The 19,875-nt window shown below is 67.7% G+C and carries 17 protein-coding genes; 10 read left to right on the forward strand and 7 right to left on the reverse strand.

Annotated features, from left to right (window positions below; all coding sequences use genetic code 11):
* Positions 1-5: 5 nt before the first annotated feature.
* The gene (locus ACWDTI_RS08780) at positions 6-1,823 is read left to right on the forward strand and encodes an SLC13 family permease (protein ID WP_449737677.1); all 1,818 of its coding nucleotides are present in this window, start codon (positions 6-8) and stop codon (positions 1,821-1,823) included.
* A 108-nt stretch (positions 1,824-1,931) separates the two neighbouring features.
* On the forward strand, positions 1,932-2,999 hold the full coding sequence (locus tag ACWDTI_RS08785; RefSeq protein WP_449737678.1) for a beta-ketoacyl-ACP synthase 3: 1,068 nt from the start codon (positions 1,932-1,934) through the stop codon (positions 2,997-2,999).
* Positions 3,000-3,342: 343 nt separating this feature from the next.
* On the opposite strand, the gene ACWDTI_RS08790 is transcribed toward ACWDTI_RS08785, so the two are convergent.
* Both ACWDTI_RS08790 and ACWDTI_RS08795 read right to left on the reverse strand, forming a co-directional pair.
* Entirely contained in the window at positions 3,343-4,104 is a 762-nt protein-coding gene (locus ACWDTI_RS08790; protein ID WP_449737679.1) for an ABC transporter permease, read from the reverse strand.
* Positions 4,101-5,141, reverse strand: a complete 1,041-nt coding sequence (locus ACWDTI_RS08795; RefSeq protein WP_449737680.1) for an ATP-binding cassette domain-containing protein — start codon at positions 5,139-5,141, stop codon at positions 4,101-4,103. The genes ACWDTI_RS08790 and ACWDTI_RS08795 overlap by 4 nt, the downstream gene beginning before the upstream one ends.
* A 185-nt stretch (positions 5,142-5,326) precedes the next feature.
* On the opposite strand from ACWDTI_RS08795, the gene ACWDTI_RS08800 reads away from it, so the two are divergent.
* The 4 genes from ACWDTI_RS08800 (at position 5,327) to ACWDTI_RS08815 (ending at position 9,528) form a co-directional block, all read left to right on the forward strand.
* A complete protein-coding gene (locus ACWDTI_RS08800; RefSeq protein ID WP_449737681.1) occupies positions 5,327-5,974 on the forward strand; it encodes a PadR family transcriptional regulator in 648 nt (215 codons plus the stop codon).
* Positions 5,975-6,072: 98 nt separating this feature from the next.
* Positions 6,073-7,089 carry a beta-ketoacyl-ACP synthase III gene (locus ACWDTI_RS08805; RefSeq protein WP_449737682.1) on the forward strand — a complete coding sequence of 339 codons (1,017 nt, stop codon included), beginning with the start codon at positions 6,073-6,075 and terminating at the stop codon, positions 7,087-7,089.
* A gap of 54 nt (positions 7,090-7,143) precedes the next feature.
* A complete protein-coding gene (locus ACWDTI_RS08810; RefSeq protein ID WP_449737683.1) occupies positions 7,144-8,748 on the forward strand; it encodes a peptide chain release factor 3 in 1,605 nt (534 codons plus the stop codon).
* Positions 8,749-8,754: 6 nt separating this feature from the next.
* Positions 8,755-9,528 carry a hypothetical protein gene (locus ACWDTI_RS08815; RefSeq protein ID WP_449737684.1) on the forward strand — a complete coding sequence of 258 codons (774 nt, stop codon included), beginning with the start codon at positions 8,755-8,757 and terminating at the stop codon, positions 9,526-9,528.
* 226 nt (positions 9,529-9,754) lie between these two features.
* On the opposite strand, the gene ACWDTI_RS08820 is transcribed toward ACWDTI_RS08815, so the two are convergent.
* Complete coding sequence (locus ACWDTI_RS08820) at positions 9,755-10,759, reverse strand: enoyl-CoA hydratase/isomerase family protein (protein WP_449737685.1); 1,005 nt, start codon at positions 10,757-10,759, stop codon at positions 9,755-9,757.
* 203 nt (positions 10,760-10,962) lie between these two features.
* Here ACWDTI_RS08820 and ACWDTI_RS08825 point away from each other — a divergent pair, with 203 nt between their 5' ends.
* From ACWDTI_RS08825 to ACWDTI_RS08835, 3 genes are all read left to right on the forward strand, one after another.
* Positions 10,963-12,519, forward strand: coding sequence for an ABC-F family ATP-binding cassette domain-containing protein (locus ACWDTI_RS08825; protein ID WP_449737686.1), 1,557 nt, complete (start codon positions 10,963-10,965; stop codon positions 12,517-12,519).
* Positions 12,520-12,561: 42 nt separating this feature from the next.
* A complete protein-coding gene (locus ACWDTI_RS08830) occupies positions 12,562-13,293 on the forward strand; it encodes an alpha/beta fold hydrolase (RefSeq protein WP_449737687.1) in 732 nt (243 codons plus the stop codon).
* A gap of 162 nt (positions 13,294-13,455) precedes the next feature.
* Positions 13,456-14,277 (forward strand): SGNH/GDSL hydrolase family protein, encoded by an 822-nt coding sequence (locus tag ACWDTI_RS08835; protein WP_449737745.1) that lies wholly within the window; start codon positions 13,456-13,458, stop codon positions 14,275-14,277.
* 218 nt (positions 14,278-14,495) lie between these two features.
* Here the strand turns inward: ACWDTI_RS08835 and ACWDTI_RS08840 are convergent, their stop codons facing one another.
* Both ACWDTI_RS08840 and ACWDTI_RS08845 read right to left on the reverse strand, forming a co-directional pair.
* Complete coding sequence (locus ACWDTI_RS08840; RefSeq protein ID WP_449737688.1) at positions 14,496-16,307, reverse strand: ABC-F family ATP-binding cassette domain-containing protein; 1,812 nt, start codon at positions 16,305-16,307, stop codon at positions 14,496-14,498.
* A gap of 25 nt (positions 16,308-16,332) precedes the next feature.
* Entirely contained in the window at positions 16,333-17,481 is a 1,149-nt protein-coding gene (locus ACWDTI_RS08845; RefSeq protein WP_449737689.1) for a lipase family protein, read from the reverse strand.
* 123 nt (positions 17,482-17,604) lie between these two features.
* Between ACWDTI_RS08845 and ACWDTI_RS08850 the strand changes: the two genes are divergently transcribed.
* Positions 17,605-18,324 carry a glycoside hydrolase family 25 protein gene (locus tag ACWDTI_RS08850; protein ID WP_449737746.1) on the forward strand — a complete coding sequence of 240 codons (720 nt, stop codon included), beginning with the start codon at positions 17,605-17,607 and terminating at the stop codon, positions 18,322-18,324.
* Between the two features lie 2 nt (positions 18,325-18,326).
* On the opposite strand, the gene ACWDTI_RS08855 is transcribed toward ACWDTI_RS08850, so the two are convergent.
* The gene (locus ACWDTI_RS08855) at positions 18,327-19,265 is read right to left on the reverse strand and encodes a 4-(cytidine 5'-diphospho)-2-C-methyl-D-erythritol kinase (protein ID WP_449737690.1); all 939 of its coding nucleotides are present in this window, start codon (positions 19,263-19,265) and stop codon (positions 18,327-18,329) included.
* Positions 19,266-19,293: 28 nt separating this feature from the next.
* Entirely contained in the window at positions 19,294-19,851 is a 558-nt protein-coding gene (locus ACWDTI_RS08860; RefSeq protein ID WP_449737691.1) for a GNAT family N-acetyltransferase, read from the reverse strand.
* Positions 19,852-19,875: the final 24 nt, after the last annotated feature.

Raw genomic sequence — 19,875 nt, forward strand, 5'->3', positions numbered from 1 at the left:
ATGCGGTGTCCGACGCCACGCTGACGCTCCTCATCCTCGCGGTCACCGTCGCGCTGTTCGTCTGGAACCGGCTCTCGGTGGGCGTGGTCGGCATCGCGTCCGCGCTGGCCCTGTACTTCTGCGGCCTGATCGACGTGAACGGGCTGACCGCGGGTCTCGGGCAGAACGTCATCGCGTTCATCGCCGCGCTCTTCGTGGTGAGCGAAGGGCTCGAGGCATCCGGCATCACCGCGTGGGCCGGGCGGCTGCTGATCCGTGTCGCGGGCGACACCCGGTTCCGCGCACTGGCCGCCGTCAGCGGTCTCGCCGCGGTCCTGGCCGCCCTCATCACCATCAACGGCGCGGCCGCCGCTCTGGTCCCGGTGACCGTGGCGGTTGCCCGACATGCCGGCATCCTCCCGTCGAAGATCCTCATCCCACTGGCCTACGCGTGCAGTGCGGGATCGATGCTCACCCTGTCCGGCAGCCCGGTCAACGTCATCATCAACGACGCGGCGGCCAACGCGACCGGCGACGACTTCGGTTATTTCGAGTTCGCCGTGGTCGGCATCCCGCTGGTGTTCCTCACGTTCGGGATCATCGCGCTGGCCGGCGACCGACTCCTCCCCACCCGCGAATCCACCGCGCTGCCGACCGACTTCAGCAACTATCTCGGCACCGTCGTCGACCACTACGGACTGGAGAACCGCGTCTACCGACTGCACGTCGGCCCGGAATCGGCCTGCGTGGGTCGGCCCGCGCACAAGCGCATCGGCGACGACGCGCAGGTCGTCGAGATCGCGGTGCAGGGTGGTCGCGCCTCGGCACTGCTCGGCAGCGGCGACCGGTTCGAGGAGGGTGACGTCGTCGTGGTGTCGGGTCCGGGCGCCGCCGTGGAACACCTCGCCCGCGAGAACAACCTGACGATCGAGGATGTCGCCGGCCGGCACAGCTCCGGGGGGCGGCTCGTCGACCGCGACATGGGTATCAGCGAGGTCGTCATCCCTCCGCGCTCGGCGTGGATCAAGACACCCGCGTTCTCCGGGATGATCCGGCCCGACGACGGGTTGCTGGTGCTGTCGGTCAGGCGGCGCAACCAGGATGTCGGGTCGCGGGTGGTGAATCTGACCGAGGGTGACACGCTGCTGGTCCACGGACCGTGGCGGGCGATCGACGCGCTGGCCGAAGACCAGCAGGTCCTGGTGGTGGCGTCGTCGGAGGAACTGCGACGCCAGACCGTCGCACTCGGCCGCACCGCCCCGCGTGCCGCCGCAGTCCTCGCGGTGATGATCGTCCTGTTGGCGACGGGCGTGGTACCGGCCGTGGTCGCCGGTCTCCTCGGCGCGGTCGCGATGGTGGTCACCGGGGTCATCAACCCCGAGCAGGCCTACCGGGCGGTGTCGTGGCAGACGGTCGTCTTGATCGCATCGCTGATCCCGATGTCGGACGCGGTGACCAGCAGCGGCGCCGCCGACAGCATCGCGAAGCCGATCGTCGACCTCGTCGCCGATCGCAGTCCGTATGTGCTGCTGGGGGCGCTCTTCCTGCTCACCGCACTCCTCGGGCAGTTCATCAGCAACGCCGCGACAACGCTCATCGTCATCCCCATCGCGTTGGCCGCCGCCGGCGACATCGGCGTCGACGCCAGACCCGTACTGATGGTGGTGTGTGTGGCGGCGGCCGCGGCGGTCCTCACCCCGATCGCCACCCCCGCGAACATGATCGTGATGAACCCCGGCGGATACCGGTTCGGCGACTATTGGCGGCTCGGCGTCCCGATCATGGTCGGCTGGCTCGCCGTCGCGCTCCTGGTGATCCCGGTGGTCTGGCCGCTGTCGGGATGAGCCTTCGGGATGATTGACGCCACACCATGTGCAGGACCTTTGCCTCCCCCATCGCGACGGACCCAGTGCCTACACTCGCGAATGGCCACTCGATGAGGAATGGAGACCATGGTGGGAATCGCAGTGCGGACCGGTCACCCGAATGTCGCGATGCTGGGTATCGGAGCCTGCCGTCCCCGACGGCTCGTCAGCAACGACGAGGTCTGCCAGGTACTCGACTCGACCGATGAGTGGATATTCGAACGCAGCGGAATCCGCAACCGCCGGTGGATCAGCGGCGACGAGTCGGCCCGGTCGATGGCGGCCGAGGCGGCCGAGCGGGCGATCCGGAACTCCGGTGTGCCGAAGGAGAAGATCGGTGCCCTGATCCTGGCCACCAACAGCTGGAAGACGAAGATCCCCCACGGTGGCCCGATCGTCGCATTCGACATCGGCCTCAACGGGATCCCCGCCTTTGACGTCGCCGCCGGGTGCGGCGGATTCGGTTACGCCCTCGGCATCGCCGCGGACACGATTCGATCCGGCTCGGCCGAGTATGTGCTCGTCATCGGAGTGGAGACGATGTCGGTGGTGATGGAACCGACCGATCGCAACACCGCCTTCATCTTCGGCGACGGCGCCGGCGCGGTGGTCGTCGGGCCGAGCGACGAGAACGGCATCTCCCCGACCGTGTGGGGCAGCGACGGCGAGAACGCCGAGGCGATCGGCCAGAACTACGACATCCCCGAGTACATGGACCGGGCGCAGGCCTACCAGCACAAGGATCCCGAGACCGACCCCGTCGGGCGGATGGTCGTCACGATGCAGGGCCCTCGGGTGTTCCGTTGGGCGGCAATCACCTTGCCCAAGGCGTTGAGCTCGGTGATCGAGACATCCGGGGTGGGACTCGACGACATCGAGGTGTTCATCCCGCACCAGGCCAACGCGCGGATCAACGAGCTGATGAAGAAAAACCTCGGCCTCGCCGACGACATCCCGATGGCCAACGACATCGAGAACACCGGCAACACGTCGGCGGCCTCGATCCCGCTGGCGATGGAGGAGATGCTCGCCACCGGCAAGGCCAAGGGCGGGCAGATCGCCCTGCTCCTCGGCTTCGGTGCGGGACTCAGCTATGCCGGCGCGGTCGTGACGCTCCCCCCGGCGCCGGTGGAGACGAGCTTCGACCAGTGGTGAAGTCCACTTCGATTGCCGCACAAGCGGTCTCGATGCGCTCCCTCGCTAGCGCTCGGTCGCTTACTCGACCAACGGGTTGACGAGCCGAGCGCACCCCTCGTTGAGCGAGTAAGCCCGGCGACGAAGGAACCGCGCGCACCCTCCGCCGCTCCGAACCTGATCCGAAAGGTTCCCTCCCCGCTGATCGAGTAAGCGAGCGAGCTTGCGAGCCCGCGCATCGAGATCACCTGCCGGCCGCCCGGGGGTGGCGAGTTCTAGGGATCTCGATGCGGCGCCTCGCTTCGCTCGGAGCCTTACTCGATCAGCGGCATGGTGGCGCGAGGCGCCAGCCGAGCCACGAAGATCACGCATTCTCCTTGCGGAAAACCGAAGTCCCCCACCATGTTCCGAGCGCAGACAGGATCAGCGCGGTGACCAGTCCCCAGAAGACGGTGGACGACGCGATGTCACCGGCGAAGGACGAGCGCACCGCGTCGACGACCCATCGGAACGGCATGAAGTCGCTGAGCTTCTGCAGCCAGGCCGGGCCGAGGGTCATCGGGAGCAGGATTCCGGAGAGCAGGAGCACCGGCATCATCACCATGTTGATCACCGGGGCCATGACGTCCTCGCTCTTGGTCGTGAGCGCCAGTGCATTCGATGCGGCCGCACAGGCGCCGCCGACGAGCAGGGTGATCACGATCCCCACGACGATCCCGATGAACGAACCCCTCATGCCCATCAGCAGACCGAGCACCACCAGGATCACCGCCTGCACGAACAGCTGCGCGACGTCGCGCGTCAGCCTTCCGGTGAGCAGCGCGGTGCGACTCGCGGGCGTGACACGCTCGGCCTCGATCACCCCCTCGCGCCATTCCCCGATCAAACCGAATCCGGCGAAGAACGCACCGAACATGCCCAGCTGCACCAGGAGTCCGGGCACCAGGAACGTGTAGGCGTTGTCGGAGCCGCCCGGGAACTGGCTCACCAACGGTTTGAGCAGCGGCCCGAACAGCACCAGGTACATCACCGGCTGCATGATGCCGATCAACACCCAGGCCGGGTTGCGCAGGTTCATCCGGATCTGACGCCGGAACACGATGTTGCTCTCGCGGACCATGGTCATCGCTGCGTCACTCCTTGTGCCGGGAGGGTTTCGACCGACAATTCGTCGTCGATCATGGTGTCGTCGGCCGGCTTCTCGTCCTGCGCGTCGCGCAGCGAGCGGCCGGTCAGGGTCAGGAACACGTCGTCGAGGGTGGGCCGGATCACCTCGATCGAGTCGAGGTCGACGCCGACGGAGTCGAGGTCGCGCAGCAGGCCGGGCACTTCACGGCCGGCTCGCCGGACCCGACCGCGGACGTGGCGCCCGTCGGTCTCGACGTCGGACGCGATCGAGGCGAGCTTCTCGGCGGAACTCGACACCCATGCGTCGTCGGCGACCTCGATGTCGACGAGATCGCCGGAGACCTGGGCTTTGAGGTTGTCGGCGGTGTCGGCCGCGACGATGATGCCGTTGTCGATGATGTTGATGCGGTCCGACAGTTCGTCGGCCTCGTCGAGGTAATGCGTGGTTAGGAATACCGTGGCGCCGCGTTCGGTACGCAACTTGCGGATGTGCTCCCACAGATTGGCCCTCGCCTGCGGGTCGAGTCCCGTCGTGGGTTCGTCGAGGAACACCAGTGTCGGGTTGTGCACGAGCCCCATGACGATGTCGAGCCTGCGCTTCTGCCCACCCGACATGTTCTTGGGCATGCGATCCCAGAGACCGTCGAGTTGCAGCTGACCGAACAGCTGTTTGCCGGTCTCGGTCGCCTCGCGCCGCGTCAGCCCGTAGAGCATGCCGTGGTCGACGACCTCGTCGCCGGCGCGCGCCTGACTGAAGGCACCGCCGGCCTGCGACACGTAGCCGATGCTGCGCCGCACCATCACCGAGTCCTTGACGACGTCGTATCCGTTGACCGTGGCAGTACCCGCGGTGGGCCGCAGCAGCGTGGTCAGCATGCGCAACGTGGTGGTCTTGCCGGCACCGTTGGGTCCCAGGAAGCCGACCACCTCGCCCTCGGCGATGTCGAGGTCGACGCCGTCGACGGCGCGTACCTCTCGCTTGTTCTTTCCCCGGCCGGTGACGAACGTCTGCACCAGCCCGCGTGCGTGGATCATGGATTCTCCCCACTATTCAAGTTTGAATACTCTTGCGACTATCCCAGTGACCTCGTCGGAAGTCAATGGCATTTTCCGACGACGATCTCGCACAGAGACCGACCCGCCAGGTCTCCAGGATTCATCGGATTGCGGTCAACGACTGTCCGCCGCTCAGCGCCGGGTGTCGGCTACCCTGCGAAGTCATGGGAGCCACGACCACCCGCCTGCTGCTGCTGGGGGCGGTGGGGCTGTTCGAACCGGTCAACGGTTACCAGATCCGGCGCGAACTGCTCAGCTGGCAGGTCGACCGCTGGGCACATGTCAATCCGGGGTCGATCTACCACGGACTGACGCGCCTGACCTCCGACGGACTGCTGCGGCGACACGATCTGCCCGACGGCGCACGGGACGTCGCGGTCTACGAACTCACCGACGACGGTCGTGCCGAACTCGAGCGCCTCATCGAGACGTCGATCGTCACCGTCGACATCTTCGATCGCCGGGACCTGCACGCGGCATTCGGTCTGTTGCCGCTGATCGGCGAGGAACGCGCGATCGGATGGCTCAGCGCGCGACTCACGTCATTGACCGAGATCGTCTCCGAGCTGTCCGGCGCGACCGACCCGGCCGACAATCCCCGGGTGCCACCGCACGCGTTGCGCAGTACCGATCTGCGGGCGGCCGAGGCCAGGGCGGAACTCGGATGGCTCACCACCGTTCTGGCCGATCTGAAGTCCGGGCAGCTCAAGCTCTCGCCGACGCCGGACGTGTGGGCACCGCCGTCCGACGATCCGGGCGTACAGATGGTCGCCGACAGTGCGCGCTACCGAGCGATGATCGACGGGCGGTAGCCGGCACCACGTTCATCCGGACGTCCGACCGTCCCTACTTCCCGGTAGCGTGATCGTGTGAGACCGTCTATGTCAGGTCGCATAGCGAAAGGTTTGTCATGGTGGACATCGCGGATACCGCGGGGATCAAGAACATCGGCATGCTCAGCATCGGGGCGTACCGCCCCGAGCGCGTCGTCACCAACGACGAGATCTGCGAGCTGATCGATTCCTCCGACGAGTGGATCTACACCCGCACGGGGATCAAGACTCGGCGCTTCGCCCGTCGCGACGAGACCGTCGTGGAGATGTCGGTGAACGCCGGGCGCACCGCCATCGCCAACGCCTTGCTGTCGGGCTCCGACATCGACGCCGTGATCCTCGCCACCAACACACACCTGTTGTTGACGCCGGCCGGTGCGGTCAAGGTGGCCACCGAACTCGGCTGCAACGGCGTTCCCGCATTCGACGTCACCGTCGGCTGTGCTGGATTCGGCTACGCGATGGCGCTGGCCTCGGACATGGTCCGCGGCGGCAGCGCGACGCACGTCCTCGTGATCGGCGCCGAACAGCTCTCGGTGACGATGGACATGACCGATCGCACCAACTGTTTCATCTTCGGCGACGGCGCCGGTGCGGTCGTCGTCGGACCGACCGAGGATCAGCAACTCGGGCCGGTCATCTGGGGCAGTGATGGCACGCAGTTCGACGCGATCCGGCAGGACATCGACTGGGTCACCTTCCTCGACAGCGACCGCGAGCAGCGCCCCTACGTGCGGATGCAGGGCACCGCGGTGTTCCGTTGGGCGGCATTCGAGATGGGCAAGGTCGCGCAGCGGGCACTCGACGCCGCGAAGGTCGGGTCCGAGGACCTCGACGTCTTCGTCCCGCATCAGGCGAACTCCCGGATCAACGAACTGCTCGCCAAGAACCTCAAGCTGCGCGAGGGCGTTCCGGTTGCCAACGACATCGAGACCACCGGCAACACCAGCGCCGCGTCGATCCCGCTGGCCATGGAGCACCTGCTGTCCACCGGGAAGGCCAAGCCCGGTGACACCGCCCTGCTGCTCGGCTACGGCGCGGGCCTGAGCTACGCCGCACAGGTCGTGAAGATGCCGCCGGTGCCGTTCGAGTAGGAAAAGCTCTCCCGCGCTTTGCCCCGCCAACCGCGCCACCGGTAGCCTCGACGGGTGAGTTCTGCCCTGGTCCAAGAAGTACGGCGTCGTCGAACGTTCGCCATCATCTCCCACCCCGACGCGGGTAAGTCGACGATGACGGAGGCGCTGGCGCTGCACGCGCGGATGATCAGCGAGGCGGGCGCGATCCACGGCAAGGCGGGCCGTAAGTCGACGGTGTCCGACTGGATGGAGATGGAGAAGGCCCGCGGCATCTCGGTCAGTTCGACGGCGCTCCAGTTCAACTACACGGCCGAGGGTGACGAATCGGATCTGCCGCACGTCATCAATCTCGTCGACACCCCGGGCCACGCCGACTTCTCCGAGGACACCTACCGGGTGCTCACCGCGGTCGACGCCGCGGTCATGCTGATCGACGCGGCCAAGGGCCTGGAACCGCAGACCCTCAAGCTCTTTCAGGTGTGCCGTCATCGCGGTATCCCGGTGATCACGGTGATCAACAAGTGGGACCGTCCGGGTCGTACACCGCTGGAACTCATCGACGAGATCACCGACCGGATCGGGCTGATCCCCACGCCGCTCTACGTGCCCGTCGGCATCGCCGGCGATTTCCGCGGTCTGCTCGATCGCCGGACCGGTGAGTACATCCACTTCACCCGCACGGCCGGCGGCGCGAAGGTCGCGCCCGAGGAGATCATGGGGGCCGACGCCGCGGCGGCCCGCGAGGGTGACGAGTGGACGGCGGCCCTCGAGGAGAGCGAACTGCTCGGCGAGATGGGCCAGGACCACGACCAGGAGATGTTCCTCGCCGGTCAGACCTCGCCGATGATCTTCGCGTCGGCGATGCTGAATTTCGGTGTGCGCCAACTGCTCGAGGCGCTCGTCGCGTTGGCACCGGCACCGGCCGGGCGCGCCGACCTCGACGGCACCGTCCGCGAGGTGACCGAGCCGTTCAGCGCCGTGGTGTTCAAGGTGCAGGCCGGTATGGATGCCAGCCACCGAGATCGATTGGCGTACATGCGCATCGTGTCCGGCGAGTTCGAACGCGGCATGGTCGTGACCCATGCGCAGACCGGAAAGCCGTTCGCCACCAAGTACGCCCAAGCGGTGTTCGGTCGGGACCGCTCCACCGTCGACCTGGCCTACCCGGGAGATGTGGTCGGCTTGGTGAACGCGATGGCACTCGCGCCCGGCGACACGCTCTTCATCGACCCCAAGGTCCAGTACCCGCCGATCCCATCGTTTGCGCCGGAACACTTTTCGTCGTTGCGCGTGAACACCGCGGACAAGTACAAGCAGTTCCGCAAGGCGATGGATCAACTCGACAGCGAGGGCGTGGTCCAGGTGCTGCGCAACGATCTGCGCGGGGACGCGTCCCCAGTGCTTGCCGCGGTCGGCCCGATGCAGTTCGAAGTCGTCACGGCCAGAATGAAATCCGAGTTCAACGTGGACACCACCATCGAGCCGCTCGGCTATTCGCTGGCCCGGCGCACCGACGAGCAGAGTGCGATCGAGCTGACCCGGCAGCGTGGTGTGGAGGTGTTCACCCGAACCGACGGAGCGTTGCTCGCGCTGTTCAGCGACAAGTGGCGGCTGCAGTACGTCGAGAAGGAGCATCCCGATCTGACGCTGGAACCACTTGTGGCAACGGCCGACTGAGGGTCGATGCGCCGATTCACGGTTCGCCAGGCGGTCCTGGGCGCGGCATTGGTAGCGCTCGCGGGGACCTCGGCGTGCGCCACTGCGGACAACCCGACATCGACGACCGGTGCTCCGTCGGCCCCGGCCCCGGCGGTCTCGACCCGCCTTGATGCGAGCGCCTGCCGGGAGATTCCGGATACCGGCCACGTGGACCGTGGCGGACACGACCTCCGGTTCGGTCACGGTGGCATCCGCATCGCCATCGCCACCCCGACGCCGACACCGACCACCGAGCCGTCGTCGCCGGATACCGGACCCGACGACGCAACGTGTTACGGATTCGCGCGCTGGGGTCCGGCCAATCCCGATGTGCCGCCCGATACCTTGCTGTTCACATTCAAGGGTGCGCGCGCCGACGGCGCGCAGATCGAGTTCCTCGCGGGCGATCTCGCCGGGAATGTGTTGCCGCCGATCGACTCGAGCCGCCCGACACTCGGCCCGCTGACCGGACCGATCACCGCCCAGATCGGTATGTCGTTGGGCGGCAACTACTATCATTCCGCGGACTGTCCACTGACGATCACCGCATTGACCGCACAGCGCGCGGCCGCCGCGTTCACCTGCCCGACCGCCGCACGCATGGACGCCAATCCCCTTGCGCCCGATGACAATGTCTCCTACGACGCTGACGGCTCGGCAACCTCGAGCGTGCCCGCCGGACCGAGCAGCGCAGCCCCCGCGGTGATCGGTACGCCGACGACGGTGTCGCTGTCGGGGTGGTTCGAGCTGAAGCCGTGAGGCTTGACGCGAGCGGTCTCGATGCGGCGCCTCGCTGCGCTCGGAGCCTTACTCGACCAACGAAGGTCCAGCGGCGAAGGTCAAGCGCGCCAGCGCCTTCCCCGTTGATCGAGTAAGCGAGCGAGCCTGCGAGCCCGCGCATCGAGATCGGTCGAAGGTCAAGCGCGCCAGCGTCTTTCCCGCTGATCGAGTAAGCCCGGTGACGAAGGAGCCGGGCGCATCGCGATCACGCCTCTCCCACAATCCGCGCCACCACCGTCGGATCGACGTCGGCGATCGACGCGGGCTCGAAGCGTGGGGAACGGTCCTTGTCCACGAGCACCGCCCGCACCCCTTCGGCGAAGTCGTGGGTGCGGGTGATCTGCCCGGCCGCATGGAGTTCCCGGTCGAAGCATTCGTCGAGGGATGAGCGGGCACCGGCGGTGAGCATCGCGGCGGTGACCCACAGGCTGGTCGGCGAAGCGTGGTCGATCAGCTCGACCATCTCCGCGGCCCACTCGTCACCCACCGCGCCCCGCAGACCACCCTCGATCGCGATCACGTTGTCGTCGGCGAAGTACTCGCCGATCTTGCGCAGTGGCACATCGGCTGGTGGGCGGTCCCGATAGTCCCCGAGTGCCTCGCCGAGTGGGGCGCCCGCGCGGATCTGGCCGGCCACCCGGTCGAGCTCGGCCGACGGCACGAAATGCGTTGCCAGACCGACCTCGACCGCGTTGACTCCGCGAATTCGCGCGCCCGTCAATCCCATCCACATGCCGACGCCCTCGGGAAGTCGTGGCAGGAAGTAGGTGGAGCCGATGTCGGGGAGGAAGCCGATCGCGGTCTCGGGCATGGCGATCACCGTCTTATCGGTCACCACGCGGATCTCCCCGTGCACGCTGATGCCGAGGCCTCCACCCATGGCGGCGCCGTCGATCAGCGCCACATACGGTTTCGGGTAGTTCGCGACCATCTGGTCGAGCCGGTATTCGCTGCCGAAGTAATGCGCGACGGCGGCGTGATCGCCGGCGAGCGCGAGCTCCCGGATCGCACGGATGTCGCCACCCGCGCAGAACGCGCGATCACTGCCAGAGGTCACCAGCACGGTCTCGATGTCGTCGTCGTCGCCCCACGCCGCGAGCACGTCGTGCATCTCATCGACCATGGTCTGATCGAGTGCGTTCAGGGCTTTCGGGCGGTCGAGGACGATCTCGCCGACACCGTTGGCGATCGAGGTGCGGATGAACGACATACCCGTCACGGTATCGCCCCAGGGGCACGGCGCGGCACGGGTGGCGTCGAATAAAAGGGTTGGCCCCCGGAGCCGATCGCGAGTTACGGTGATCCGGAACAACGACCAAGGAGTGATGTCGCCGTCATGAACGACTGAGGTGAGCCCGGCCCGCTGCCGCGCACGAGCGCTGCGCGCATCCGTCCACCACCTCAGGAGTCTCCATGACCTCACCCGGACCTCATCCGTCAATCACGCTGTCGAACATCTCGTTCGCCTGGCCCGACGGCACCCCGACCTCCCGCTCCGCGTCGGACACCCTTTTCGAAGGCGTTTCGGTGACCGTGCCCACCGCCACCTATTCGCTGGTGGGCGCCAACGGCGCCGGTAAGACCACCCTGCTGCGTCTGATCTCCGGAGAACTACCGCCAACCGGTGGCTGCGTGACCGTTCGGGGCGAGGTGGCGCTGGTCAGCCAGCAGCCCTACGACGACCCCGCGATGACCATCGCGACGGCTCTCGGGATCGGCGAGATCCGTGCCGCGCTGCGGCGCATCGAGTCCGGTTCGATCCACACCGACGACTTCGACATCGTCGGCGACGATTGGGATGTCGAGGCTCGCGCGCTCGCTGAGCTGTCCGTGCTCGCCCTGCCCACGGATCTCGACCGCGTCGTCGGCAGCCTGTCCGGCGGTGAGGCCACATTGCTCGCGATCGTCGCCAGGCTGCTGCGGCGCCCCGACGTCCTACTCCTCGACGAGCCGACGAACAATCTCGACAACGTCTCGCGCACAAGACTGTTCGACGTCATCGACAGGTTCGCCGGCACCGTCGTCGTGGTGAGTCACGATCTCGAGTTGCTCGAGCGTGTGGACGCCACCCTGGAGTTGTATCGCGGCGGCATCCGACTGTTCGGCGGCCCGTACTCCGTCTACCGCGACATCCTCGACACCGAACAGACGGCCGCCGAGGCTGCCGTCGCCACGGCGACCAACGAATTGCGCAGGCAGCAGCGCGAGGCGGTCACCGCACAGACCACGCTGGATCGCCGGGCACGGACCGCCGCCAGGGCGGAGCGGGAGAAGCGGGTACCGAAGATCGTCGCGCATCTGCGTCGGGATGCCGCCCAGGTGTCCGCGGGAAAATTGCGTACCGCGCACCGGGAGGACGTGACCGCCGCCGCGGATCTGCTCGACTCCGTTCGTGGCGAGGTGCGCGACGACCGGACCACCCGGATCGAGATGCCGGATGTGGAGGTGGCCACACGCGCTCAGGTCGTCGACGCCGACCACCTGCGGGTCGACGGGCCGGAGCGGATCGCGCTGGTCGGCCGTAACGGCTCCGGGAAGACGAGCCTGATAGCCGGCCTCATCTCGGACGGACACGTCAGTGTCCCGTATGCCCTGGTACCCCAACGCATCACGTTCGACGATCCGACGCGCTCGATCGCCGACGAGGTCGCCGCCAGGCATCCCGACATCCCCGCACAGCGGGTGCGGGCGCACCTCGCCCGATTCCTGTTTCGCGGATCACGTGCCGACCGCCCGCTCGCGCAACTGTCCGGAGGTGAGCGGCTGCGCGTGGCGTTGGCGTCGGCACTGTTCGCCGATCCGCCGCCGAAACTGCTCATCCTCGACGAGCCGACCAACAATCTCGATCTCGACACCACCGAGGAACTCGTGTCGGCACTGCGTGCCTGGCAAGGAGCACTGCTGGTGGTCTCACACGATCCCGGGTTTCTGGCCCGCATCGGAATCGAACGGACCGTGACCATCGAGTGAACGACGCGCCAGTGTCGCACGCAGACGGCATACTGGCGGCCGATGAGCAGCGCAGCCACCGATTCGCCGACGCCGATCGTCCTCGTCCACGGTCTCCGGGTCAGCGGCGCCACCATGCACCGGGTAGCGGCGGCGATCACCGACCGGGTCGTCGTCACCCCGGATCTTCCCGGCCACGGAAAGCGCAGCGACGAGCCGTTTTCCATGAACGATGCGGTCGATGCCGTCGTCGACGCGGTGACATCGGTCGGTGGGCGCGCGGTGGTGGCGGGCATGTCACTGGGTGCGTATGTCGCGATGGCGACTGCGGCGCGACGCCCCGACGTCGTCGACGGCGTGGTCGCGATGTGCGCCACGGCGCAACCGAGCCGTCTGCTCGCCGCGCCGTTCCAGGCATTCGGCCTTGCGACCAGTGTGCTCCCCCAACAGGCTGCGTGGATCAGCATGGGATTGACGCGGCTTGCCGTCGGCCGCCGGGTGGCGCAGGACATGGAGGCCGGTGGTCTGGCACTGCACTCGATCCGCGACGTCGTCGACGAACTCGCACGCTTCGACGCACTCGGGGCCGTCGGCCGCTACCCGGGACCGATCGACTTCGTGAACGGCGGTTGGGACCAGTTCCGCATCCACGAGCGACGCTTCGTCGCAGCGGCGACCGACGGCCGACTCGACGTCGTGCCCCGGGCCATGCACTTGTTCCCGCTGATCCAACCGGAGCGGGCGGCCACCGCGATCATGCAGTTCGCCCGAGAGACCGATCGGGCGGTCACGTGAGCGACCATCGGGCACGCCGCGCGAGGACCTACCTTACAATCCCCTGAGAGTGGACGGCATGGGCCGGTCCCCGTGTGGGTTATGTGAGGTGTGGTCGTGGGCCGACGTCGGTTCGGTGATGTGGTTGTGCTGGTCGCACTGGTGATCTCGGTGATCGCCGGCATGGTGAGTGCGCCGGCCGCGCACGGCGCACCGCTCGCCACCCCCGTCCGCTACGCGAACGGCCCCTACGTCGCGATGGGCGATTCGCGCGCGTCGGGCGGGTTCTTCACACCGACTCCCGACTACTTTCTGGGCTGCAAACGATCGGCGTTCAACTATCCGACACTGGTGGCGGCGATGACCTTGCCGCGCCAGTTCATCGACACATCGTGTGCGGGAGCGGTGGCCTCGAATCTCTACTCGTCGGGCCAGCCCACCCGGTTCGGCACGAAGCCTCCGCAGGTCTGGCTGGTGCCGCGCGACGCCCAGGTCGTCACCGTCAGCATCGGTGGCAACGATATGCGCTGGGGTGCGATCCTGGGGCGCTGCACGACTGCGCCGTTCACCGACCGCTTCTGCCGCTCGAACCGGCAACTCGCCGCCGAGTCCCGCTGGCGGATCGGACTCATGGAGAGCCGCGTGACACCGGCGTTGAAGGCCATTCGTCGCAAGGCCCCCAACGCCCAGATCATCGTGGTGGGCATCGGCGGGTTCATGGGTGACCACGGCTGCTGGCCGATGGTCCCGATCAGCGATCCCGACGTGCGGTGGATGAACGGGGTGTTCGACCGGGCCAACGATGCTCTGCGCCGGGCGACGAACAAGGTCGACGGCACGTTCGTCGACGCGAATCGCCTGTCCGCGGGCCATGATCCGTGCAACTTCGTCAACCCGTGGTACGAGAGCTCGTTGTCCAACGGGAGTATCGCGTACCCGTATCACATCAATCAGGCAGGAGCGATCGCGATCGCCATGATGGTCAATGGGGCGATCCGTCGCTGAGTGTTTCGACAAGCTCAACCAGCGGGGTCGCGCTCAACCAGCGGGGTCGCGCTCAACCAGCGGTCGGGGCGATCCGACGGTGAGGGTTTCGACAGGCTCAACCGGCGGGGTCGCGCTCAACCGGCGGGGTCGCGCTCAACCAGCGGGTCGCGCTCAACCAGCGGGGTCGCGCTCAACCAGCGGGGTCGCGCTCAACCAGCGGGTCACGCTCAACCAGGCTATTCGACGCGCTCGGCCACCTCGAGCCATTCCGTTTCGGCTGTCTCCTTGGCTTCGACGACATCCTTGAGTTCGGCATTCAAGGTCATCAGCCGAGCGGGATCGGTTGCGGCCGCTATCAATTCGTCGTGCAACCGGTCTTCCCGGGTGCTCAACTGCTCGATCTGACGCTCCAGCCGATTCATCGCCTTGCGCGCCTCGCGATGCTCGGCTGCGCTCAATCCGGTTGTCTCCGTCGTAGATTCCGTCGGCTCGGCAGGGGCCGACGCGGCCGCGGCACGGCCTCGGCTGGCCGTCGCGATCTCCCGGCGTCGGGTCAGGTACTGCTCGATCCCGCCGGGGAGATTGGTGAGCTTGCCGTCGCCGAACAATGCCCACGTGCTGTCGCAGATGCGCTCGATCAGGTAGCGGTCGTGACTGATCACCACGAGGGTGCCGGCCCAGCTGTCGAGGAGATCCTCGAGTTGTTGCAGCGTGTCGATGTCGAGGTCGTTGGTGGGCTCGTCGAGCAGCAGCACGTTGGGCTCGCTCATCAGGACCCTGGTCATCTGCAACCGCCGGCGTTCGCCGCCGGACAGATCACCCACCGGCGTGCGTTGGCGCGCCGGGGTGAAGCCGAGTCGCTCGGCAAGCTGACTCGCCGAGAGTTCCTTGTCCCCCACCATGATTCGGGTGGCCACCGACTCCACCGCGTCGAGCACCCGCTGGTCGGGGTCGAGATCGTCGAGTTCTTGCCGGAGCCAACCGATGGTGACCGTGGTGCCCTCGATCCGACGGCCGGGTGACACGTCGATCTCGCCGGCGAGCGTGCGCAACAGCGTCGTCTTGCCGGAGCCGTTGACCCCGACGAGACCGATGCGTTCGCCGGGCGCCAGACGCCACGTGAGATTCTCCAGCAGAACCTGGTCCGCCGGTGTCGCGATCCGTGCATTCTCCAGTTCGATGGCCACCCGCCCGAGCCTGCGCTTGGCAAACGCCGACAGCGTGACCGTGTCACGGGGCGGCGGGACGTCGGCGATCAGCCGTTCGGCGGCCTCGATGCGGTAGCGCGGCTTGGATGTTCGCGCCGGTGGGCCGCGCCGCAACCAGGCGAGTTCCTTACGCGCGAGGTTGCGTCGTCGTTCCTCGGCGGCGTCGGACAGCCGGGCACGCTCGGCGCGGGCGAAGATCCAGTCGTTGTAGCCGCCTTCGTACTCGTCGACCCGACCCGAGTGCACCTCCCACGTGCGCTGGGCGACGGTGTCGAGAAACCAGCGGTCGTGGGTGACCACGATCAGTGCGCTGCGCCGATTGACCAGATGCTCGGCGAGCCATTGCACGCCTTCGACGTCGAGGTGGTTGGTCGGCTCGTCGAGGATCAGCAGGTCGGCGTCGGACACGAGTGCGGCGGCCAGACCGACCCGGCGTCGCTGACCTCCGGAGAGTTCGTCGACGCGCGAATCGAGGAGTGCGTCGACGCCGATCCCGGCGAGGATGCCGCGGACACGGGGGTCGCCGGCCCACTCGTGGGTGGCCACCTCCGGGCCGCCGACGACGAACTCGGCGACGGTGGCGCCGGCCGGGAGCTCACCGCGCTGGGTGACCGTCGCAACCTTGACGTCGCCGGCGCGGGACACCCGACCGCTGTCGGGTTCGGTGATGCCGCCGAGGATTTCCAGGAGAGTGGTCTTGCCGCCGCCGTTGAGGCCGACGACGCCGATGCGCTGACCTTCGTGCACACCCAACGACACCGACTCGAGCAGCGGTTTGATGCCGAAGCTCTTGCTGATGCGGTCGGCGTTGATCAGCGCGGACGGGGTCGAAGGTGCCACCGGAGCACCCTAGCAATGCGGACGGTCAGCGCCCGAAGTAGTGCGCGATGGTCGCGAAAGCGTCCTGTTGACCCACCGTGACGACGCCCTGGTGATCGACACCCGGGTAGAGGCGCACGCTCACCGCCGTGCCGGCGGCGAGCATCTGGCCGACGAGGACCGACGTCGCGACCGTCGTGAGCTGGTCGCTTCCGCCCTGCTCGATCCGAATCGGGGTGTGATAGCCACCGGGGGGTACGGCGAGATAGTCGGTGAGTGCTGCGGTGAACGCCGGGTCGGCGAGCGGCTTGGCCAGCAGGGAGCCGGGCGGCACCCCGGCGAGCGCCTTGCCGAACTCGTCCACGCAGTACTGTGTGGCGCGGCCGAGCCAACTACGACCGGACGGGCTCAGGTAGTCGCGCACATGCAGATCGGGACGCGCATGGTCGAGACCCGACAGGATGTAGAGGACCAGTCCGCTCAGCCCGTTGTACCGTCCGACGTCGGGAATCCCCGGCGACACCGCCGGAATGACGTGCTCGACCTGTGAGGCCGGCGCGAACGGCACCGCACCGACGAGGTGGAGGTCCGGTGCATACGACGGCGCTTCGTGCGCCGCCCACAGCGCCGCGTGTCCGCCCTGCGAATGTCCGGTCGACACCCAGCGCCGCGACACGGCCGGGTCGACGTCACGCGAGGCGCGGATCATGTCGATCACCGCACGTGCGGCCGCGCGTCCTCCGAGGTATTCGGCGGTGCCACCGCTGCCGAGGCCCGGGTAGTCCGACGCGGTGACCGCGTATCCGGCTCGCAGCGCGGTGCTGATCGGCGGCTCGAGTCGATCGCGGATGGCGCCGGGCACCGCGCTCGGCGAGCACTTGTCGGAGATACCGCTCGTCCCGTGTGCCCACGACACCACCGGCCAGCCGCCGGTGGGCACGGGTCCGCGCGGAAGGTAGAGGGCGCCGGTGCTGGTGACCGGCCGATTGTTCTGGTCGCGGGTGACGTAGAGGAGCCGATAGCCGCTGCCCGCACCGCTCGGCAGCGACGACGCCGACAACGGCGTCTGAGTGAGGACGGCGCCCCGGGTCGTCGTCGTAGGTGCGGCGTCCGCGGGTCCCGCCAGTAGCCCGACGACGACGGCCACCACCAGCATCAATGGCAGGAAGACAGCGCTCGACTTGGGTACGCGCACGACGCGACCCTACCCACCTCCACCCGTCAACGGAGCGTGAATGTCCGAAGGCCGGCAGCGCGCGATCGACGGACAGCACAGTCGAGATGACCTACCGTGGACCGGGTGATCCTGCGTCGATCGATGCTCACCGCGATTGCCGCCGCCACCGTCGCGGCGGCCGGGGCGACCGCCTCGACCACCCCGGCACTGGCCGCGCCCCAGGTGGGGCCCGACGTCTCCAGCCACCAGCATCCGGGCGGCGCCTCGATCAACTGGTTCGCCGTGCGCGCGTCCGGCCAGCAGCTGGCGATGGTCAAGGCCACCGAATCAACGTGGTATGTCAACCCGTATTTCGTCCCGGACAGTCTCGCGATGCGTGCCGCCGGTCTCATCCGCGGCACCTATCATTACGCCGATCCGAGCCGGTCGGCCGCGCAGCAGGCGCTGTTCTACGCGACGATCGTGCTCGGCCAGAACGGCATCCTCGATCTGCCTCCCGTCCTGGACTTCGAGAGCACCGGCGGGCTGGGGCCACGGGCGCTCGCGGCGTGGGTCCGCGAGTTCTTCGCGGTCCTCGAACCCCTCACCGGGCGCAAGACGATCCTCTACACCTATCCCCACTTCTGGAACACCGCGATGGGCGCCACCCGCGAGTTCGCCGACCACCCCCTGTGGATCGCGTCGTACCGCGGTGGCAGCCCGCAGATGCCGAACGGCGGCTGGCGGACGTGGACGTTCTGGCAGTTCACCGATTCCGGGTGGCTGCCCGGCGTGCCGACACGCGTCGACCTCAACCGCTACAACGGGACGATCGCCGGATTGCGTGCGTACGGCAACGCCATCAACGTATTCGGGAGCTGAGATCACTCGGTCGTGAGCACCCGCGCGCCGGGCACCGGCCCGCTCGCGGTGCGGACCGCGCGGGCCACGCCGGCGCCGGACAACTCGGCTGCGACATTGACCGCCGCCGCTTCGTCGGCGCAGAGGAACGCGCAGGTCGGCCCGGATCCGGACACGATCCCGTGCAGCGCCCCGGCGTCGATGCCGGCTCTCAGTGTGCGCCGCAACGTCGGCTGCAGACTCAGTGCCGCGGGCTGAAGATCGTTGCGCAGCAACGGCGCAACCTTGTACGGATCTCCGGAGGTGAGCGCCGCCAGCAGCTCATCGGGATGCTCGACGACGATGTCCTGCTCAGATCTGTTGTCACGCAACCGGTCCAGTTCCCGGTAGACGGCGGGGGTGGACAGCCCGACCGAGGAAAGTGCCAGCACCCAATGGAATTCGCCGCGTGCGAGGATCGGCATGAGCTGCTCCCCGCGGCCGGTGCCGAGCGCGGTGCCGCCGTGCAATGCGAACGGGACGTCGCTGCCGAGTTCGGCGGCCATGTCGAAGAGTTCGGCGCGATCGAGCTCGAGACCCCACAGGGTCGACGCCCCGAGAAGCGCACCCGCCGCATCGGCGCTGCCGCCGGCCATCCCACCCGCCACCGGGATGCGTTTGGTGACGTCGATGGCGACCTTGGGCTGCCGGCGCGCCCGCTCGGCGACCGCGGTGACCGCTCGGGCCGCGAGGTTGTCGCCGTCGGTGGGCACTTCGGCCGCGCCCTCCCCGGTGGTGGTCACCCGGAGGTCGGTGCCGGGGCTGACCCGCACGTCATCGCAGAGGGAAAGAGCCTGGAAGACGGTGACCAGGTCGTGGTAGCCGTCATCGCGGAGCGGTCCGACGCCGAGGTACAGGTTGACCTTGGCCGGAACTCGCACCGTCACCGCGTCGGACACCACCGACAGCGAGGCTCGAGACACAAGGAACAACCCTACTTGCCCGGTCGGATCAGCGCGGACCGCACACGTGTCCGGGCCAGATCTTTCGCGCCCTGTTGTCGGTTCGCCCGATGACCGCTGTGTGCACATCTTCTTCGACTCCACCGGCTCCGCGCATCGGCTCCGCGCCCCGGCCGGTGTAGCGGAACCCGGCGGCCGCGGCGAGCCGGGCGGATGCAACATTGTCGACGAGCGCACTCCAGGTCACGCGATCGAGGCCCAGGACATCGAAGCAGTGCGTGACAACCGCCTGCACCGATTCGCTGAGGTAGCCGCGGCCTCGCGCTTCCGGCGCACACCAGTAGCCGAGCTCGCCGATAAGCGGATCGTCGGTGGCGATTACCCCGATCACGCCTACGAAGACGTGGTCGGCGCGGGTTCGGATCGTCCAGACGGTCGACCTCACGCCGGCATTCGCACGGACGAAGTTCTCCGCGTCCGAGCGGTGGTAAGGCACCGGCACGCGGGTGAACCGCTGGATGTCGGGGTCTTGACAGGCACGGCAGATTGCGTCGACATCCGACTCGTCGGGTTGCCGCAGCCGAAGCCTTTCGGTCCACACCTCCATGACATTCAGGATACGAAGTCCCGC

This window comes from Gordonia sp. NPDC003424 (genome assembly GCF_053588655.1).

Excerpts from the sequence above, each read along its gene's own strand:
- ACWDTI_RS08805 (WP_449737682.1), top strand. The coding sequence starts at position 6,073 with ATGGTGGACATCGCGGATACCGCGGGGATCAAGAACATCGGCATGCTC.
- ACWDTI_RS08825 (WP_449737686.1), top strand. The coding sequence starts at position 10,963 with ATGACCTCACCCGGACCTCATCCGTCAATCACGCTGTCGAACATCTCG.
- ACWDTI_RS08820 (WP_449737685.1), bottom strand. The coding sequence starts at position 10,759 with ATGTCGTTCATCCGCACCTCGATCGCCAACGGTGTCGGCGAGATCGTC.
- ACWDTI_RS08860 (WP_449737691.1), bottom strand. The coding sequence starts at position 19,851 with ATGGAGGTGTGGACCGAAAGGCTTCGGCTGCGGCAACCCGACGAGTCG.
- ACWDTI_RS08830 (WP_449737687.1), top strand. The coding sequence starts at position 12,562 with ATGAGCAGCGCAGCCACCGATTCGCCGACGCCGATCGTCCTCGTCCAC.
- ACWDTI_RS08815 (WP_449737684.1), top strand. The coding sequence starts at position 8,755 with ATGCGCCGATTCACGGTTCGCCAGGCGGTCCTGGGCGCGGCATTGGTA.
- ACWDTI_RS08850 (WP_449737746.1), top strand. The coding sequence starts at position 17,605 with ATGCTCACCGCGATTGCCGCCGCCACCGTCGCGGCGGCCGGGGCGACC.
- ACWDTI_RS08835 (WP_449737745.1), top strand. The coding sequence starts at position 13,456 with ATGGTGAGTGCGCCGGCCGCGCACGGCGCACCGCTCGCCACCCCCGTC.
- ACWDTI_RS08785 (WP_449737678.1), top strand. The coding sequence starts at position 1,932 with ATGGTGGGAATCGCAGTGCGGACCGGTCACCCGAATGTCGCGATGCTG.
- ACWDTI_RS08800 (WP_449737681.1), top strand. The coding sequence starts at position 5,327 with ATGGGAGCCACGACCACCCGCCTGCTGCTGCTGGGGGCGGTGGGGCTG.
- ACWDTI_RS08790 (WP_449737679.1), bottom strand. The coding sequence starts at position 4,104 with ATGACCATGGTCCGCGAGAGCAACATCGTGTTCCGGCGTCAGATCCGG.
- ACWDTI_RS08795 (WP_449737680.1), bottom strand. The coding sequence starts at position 5,141 with ATGATCCACGCACGCGGGCTGGTGCAGACGTTCGTCACCGGCCGGGGA.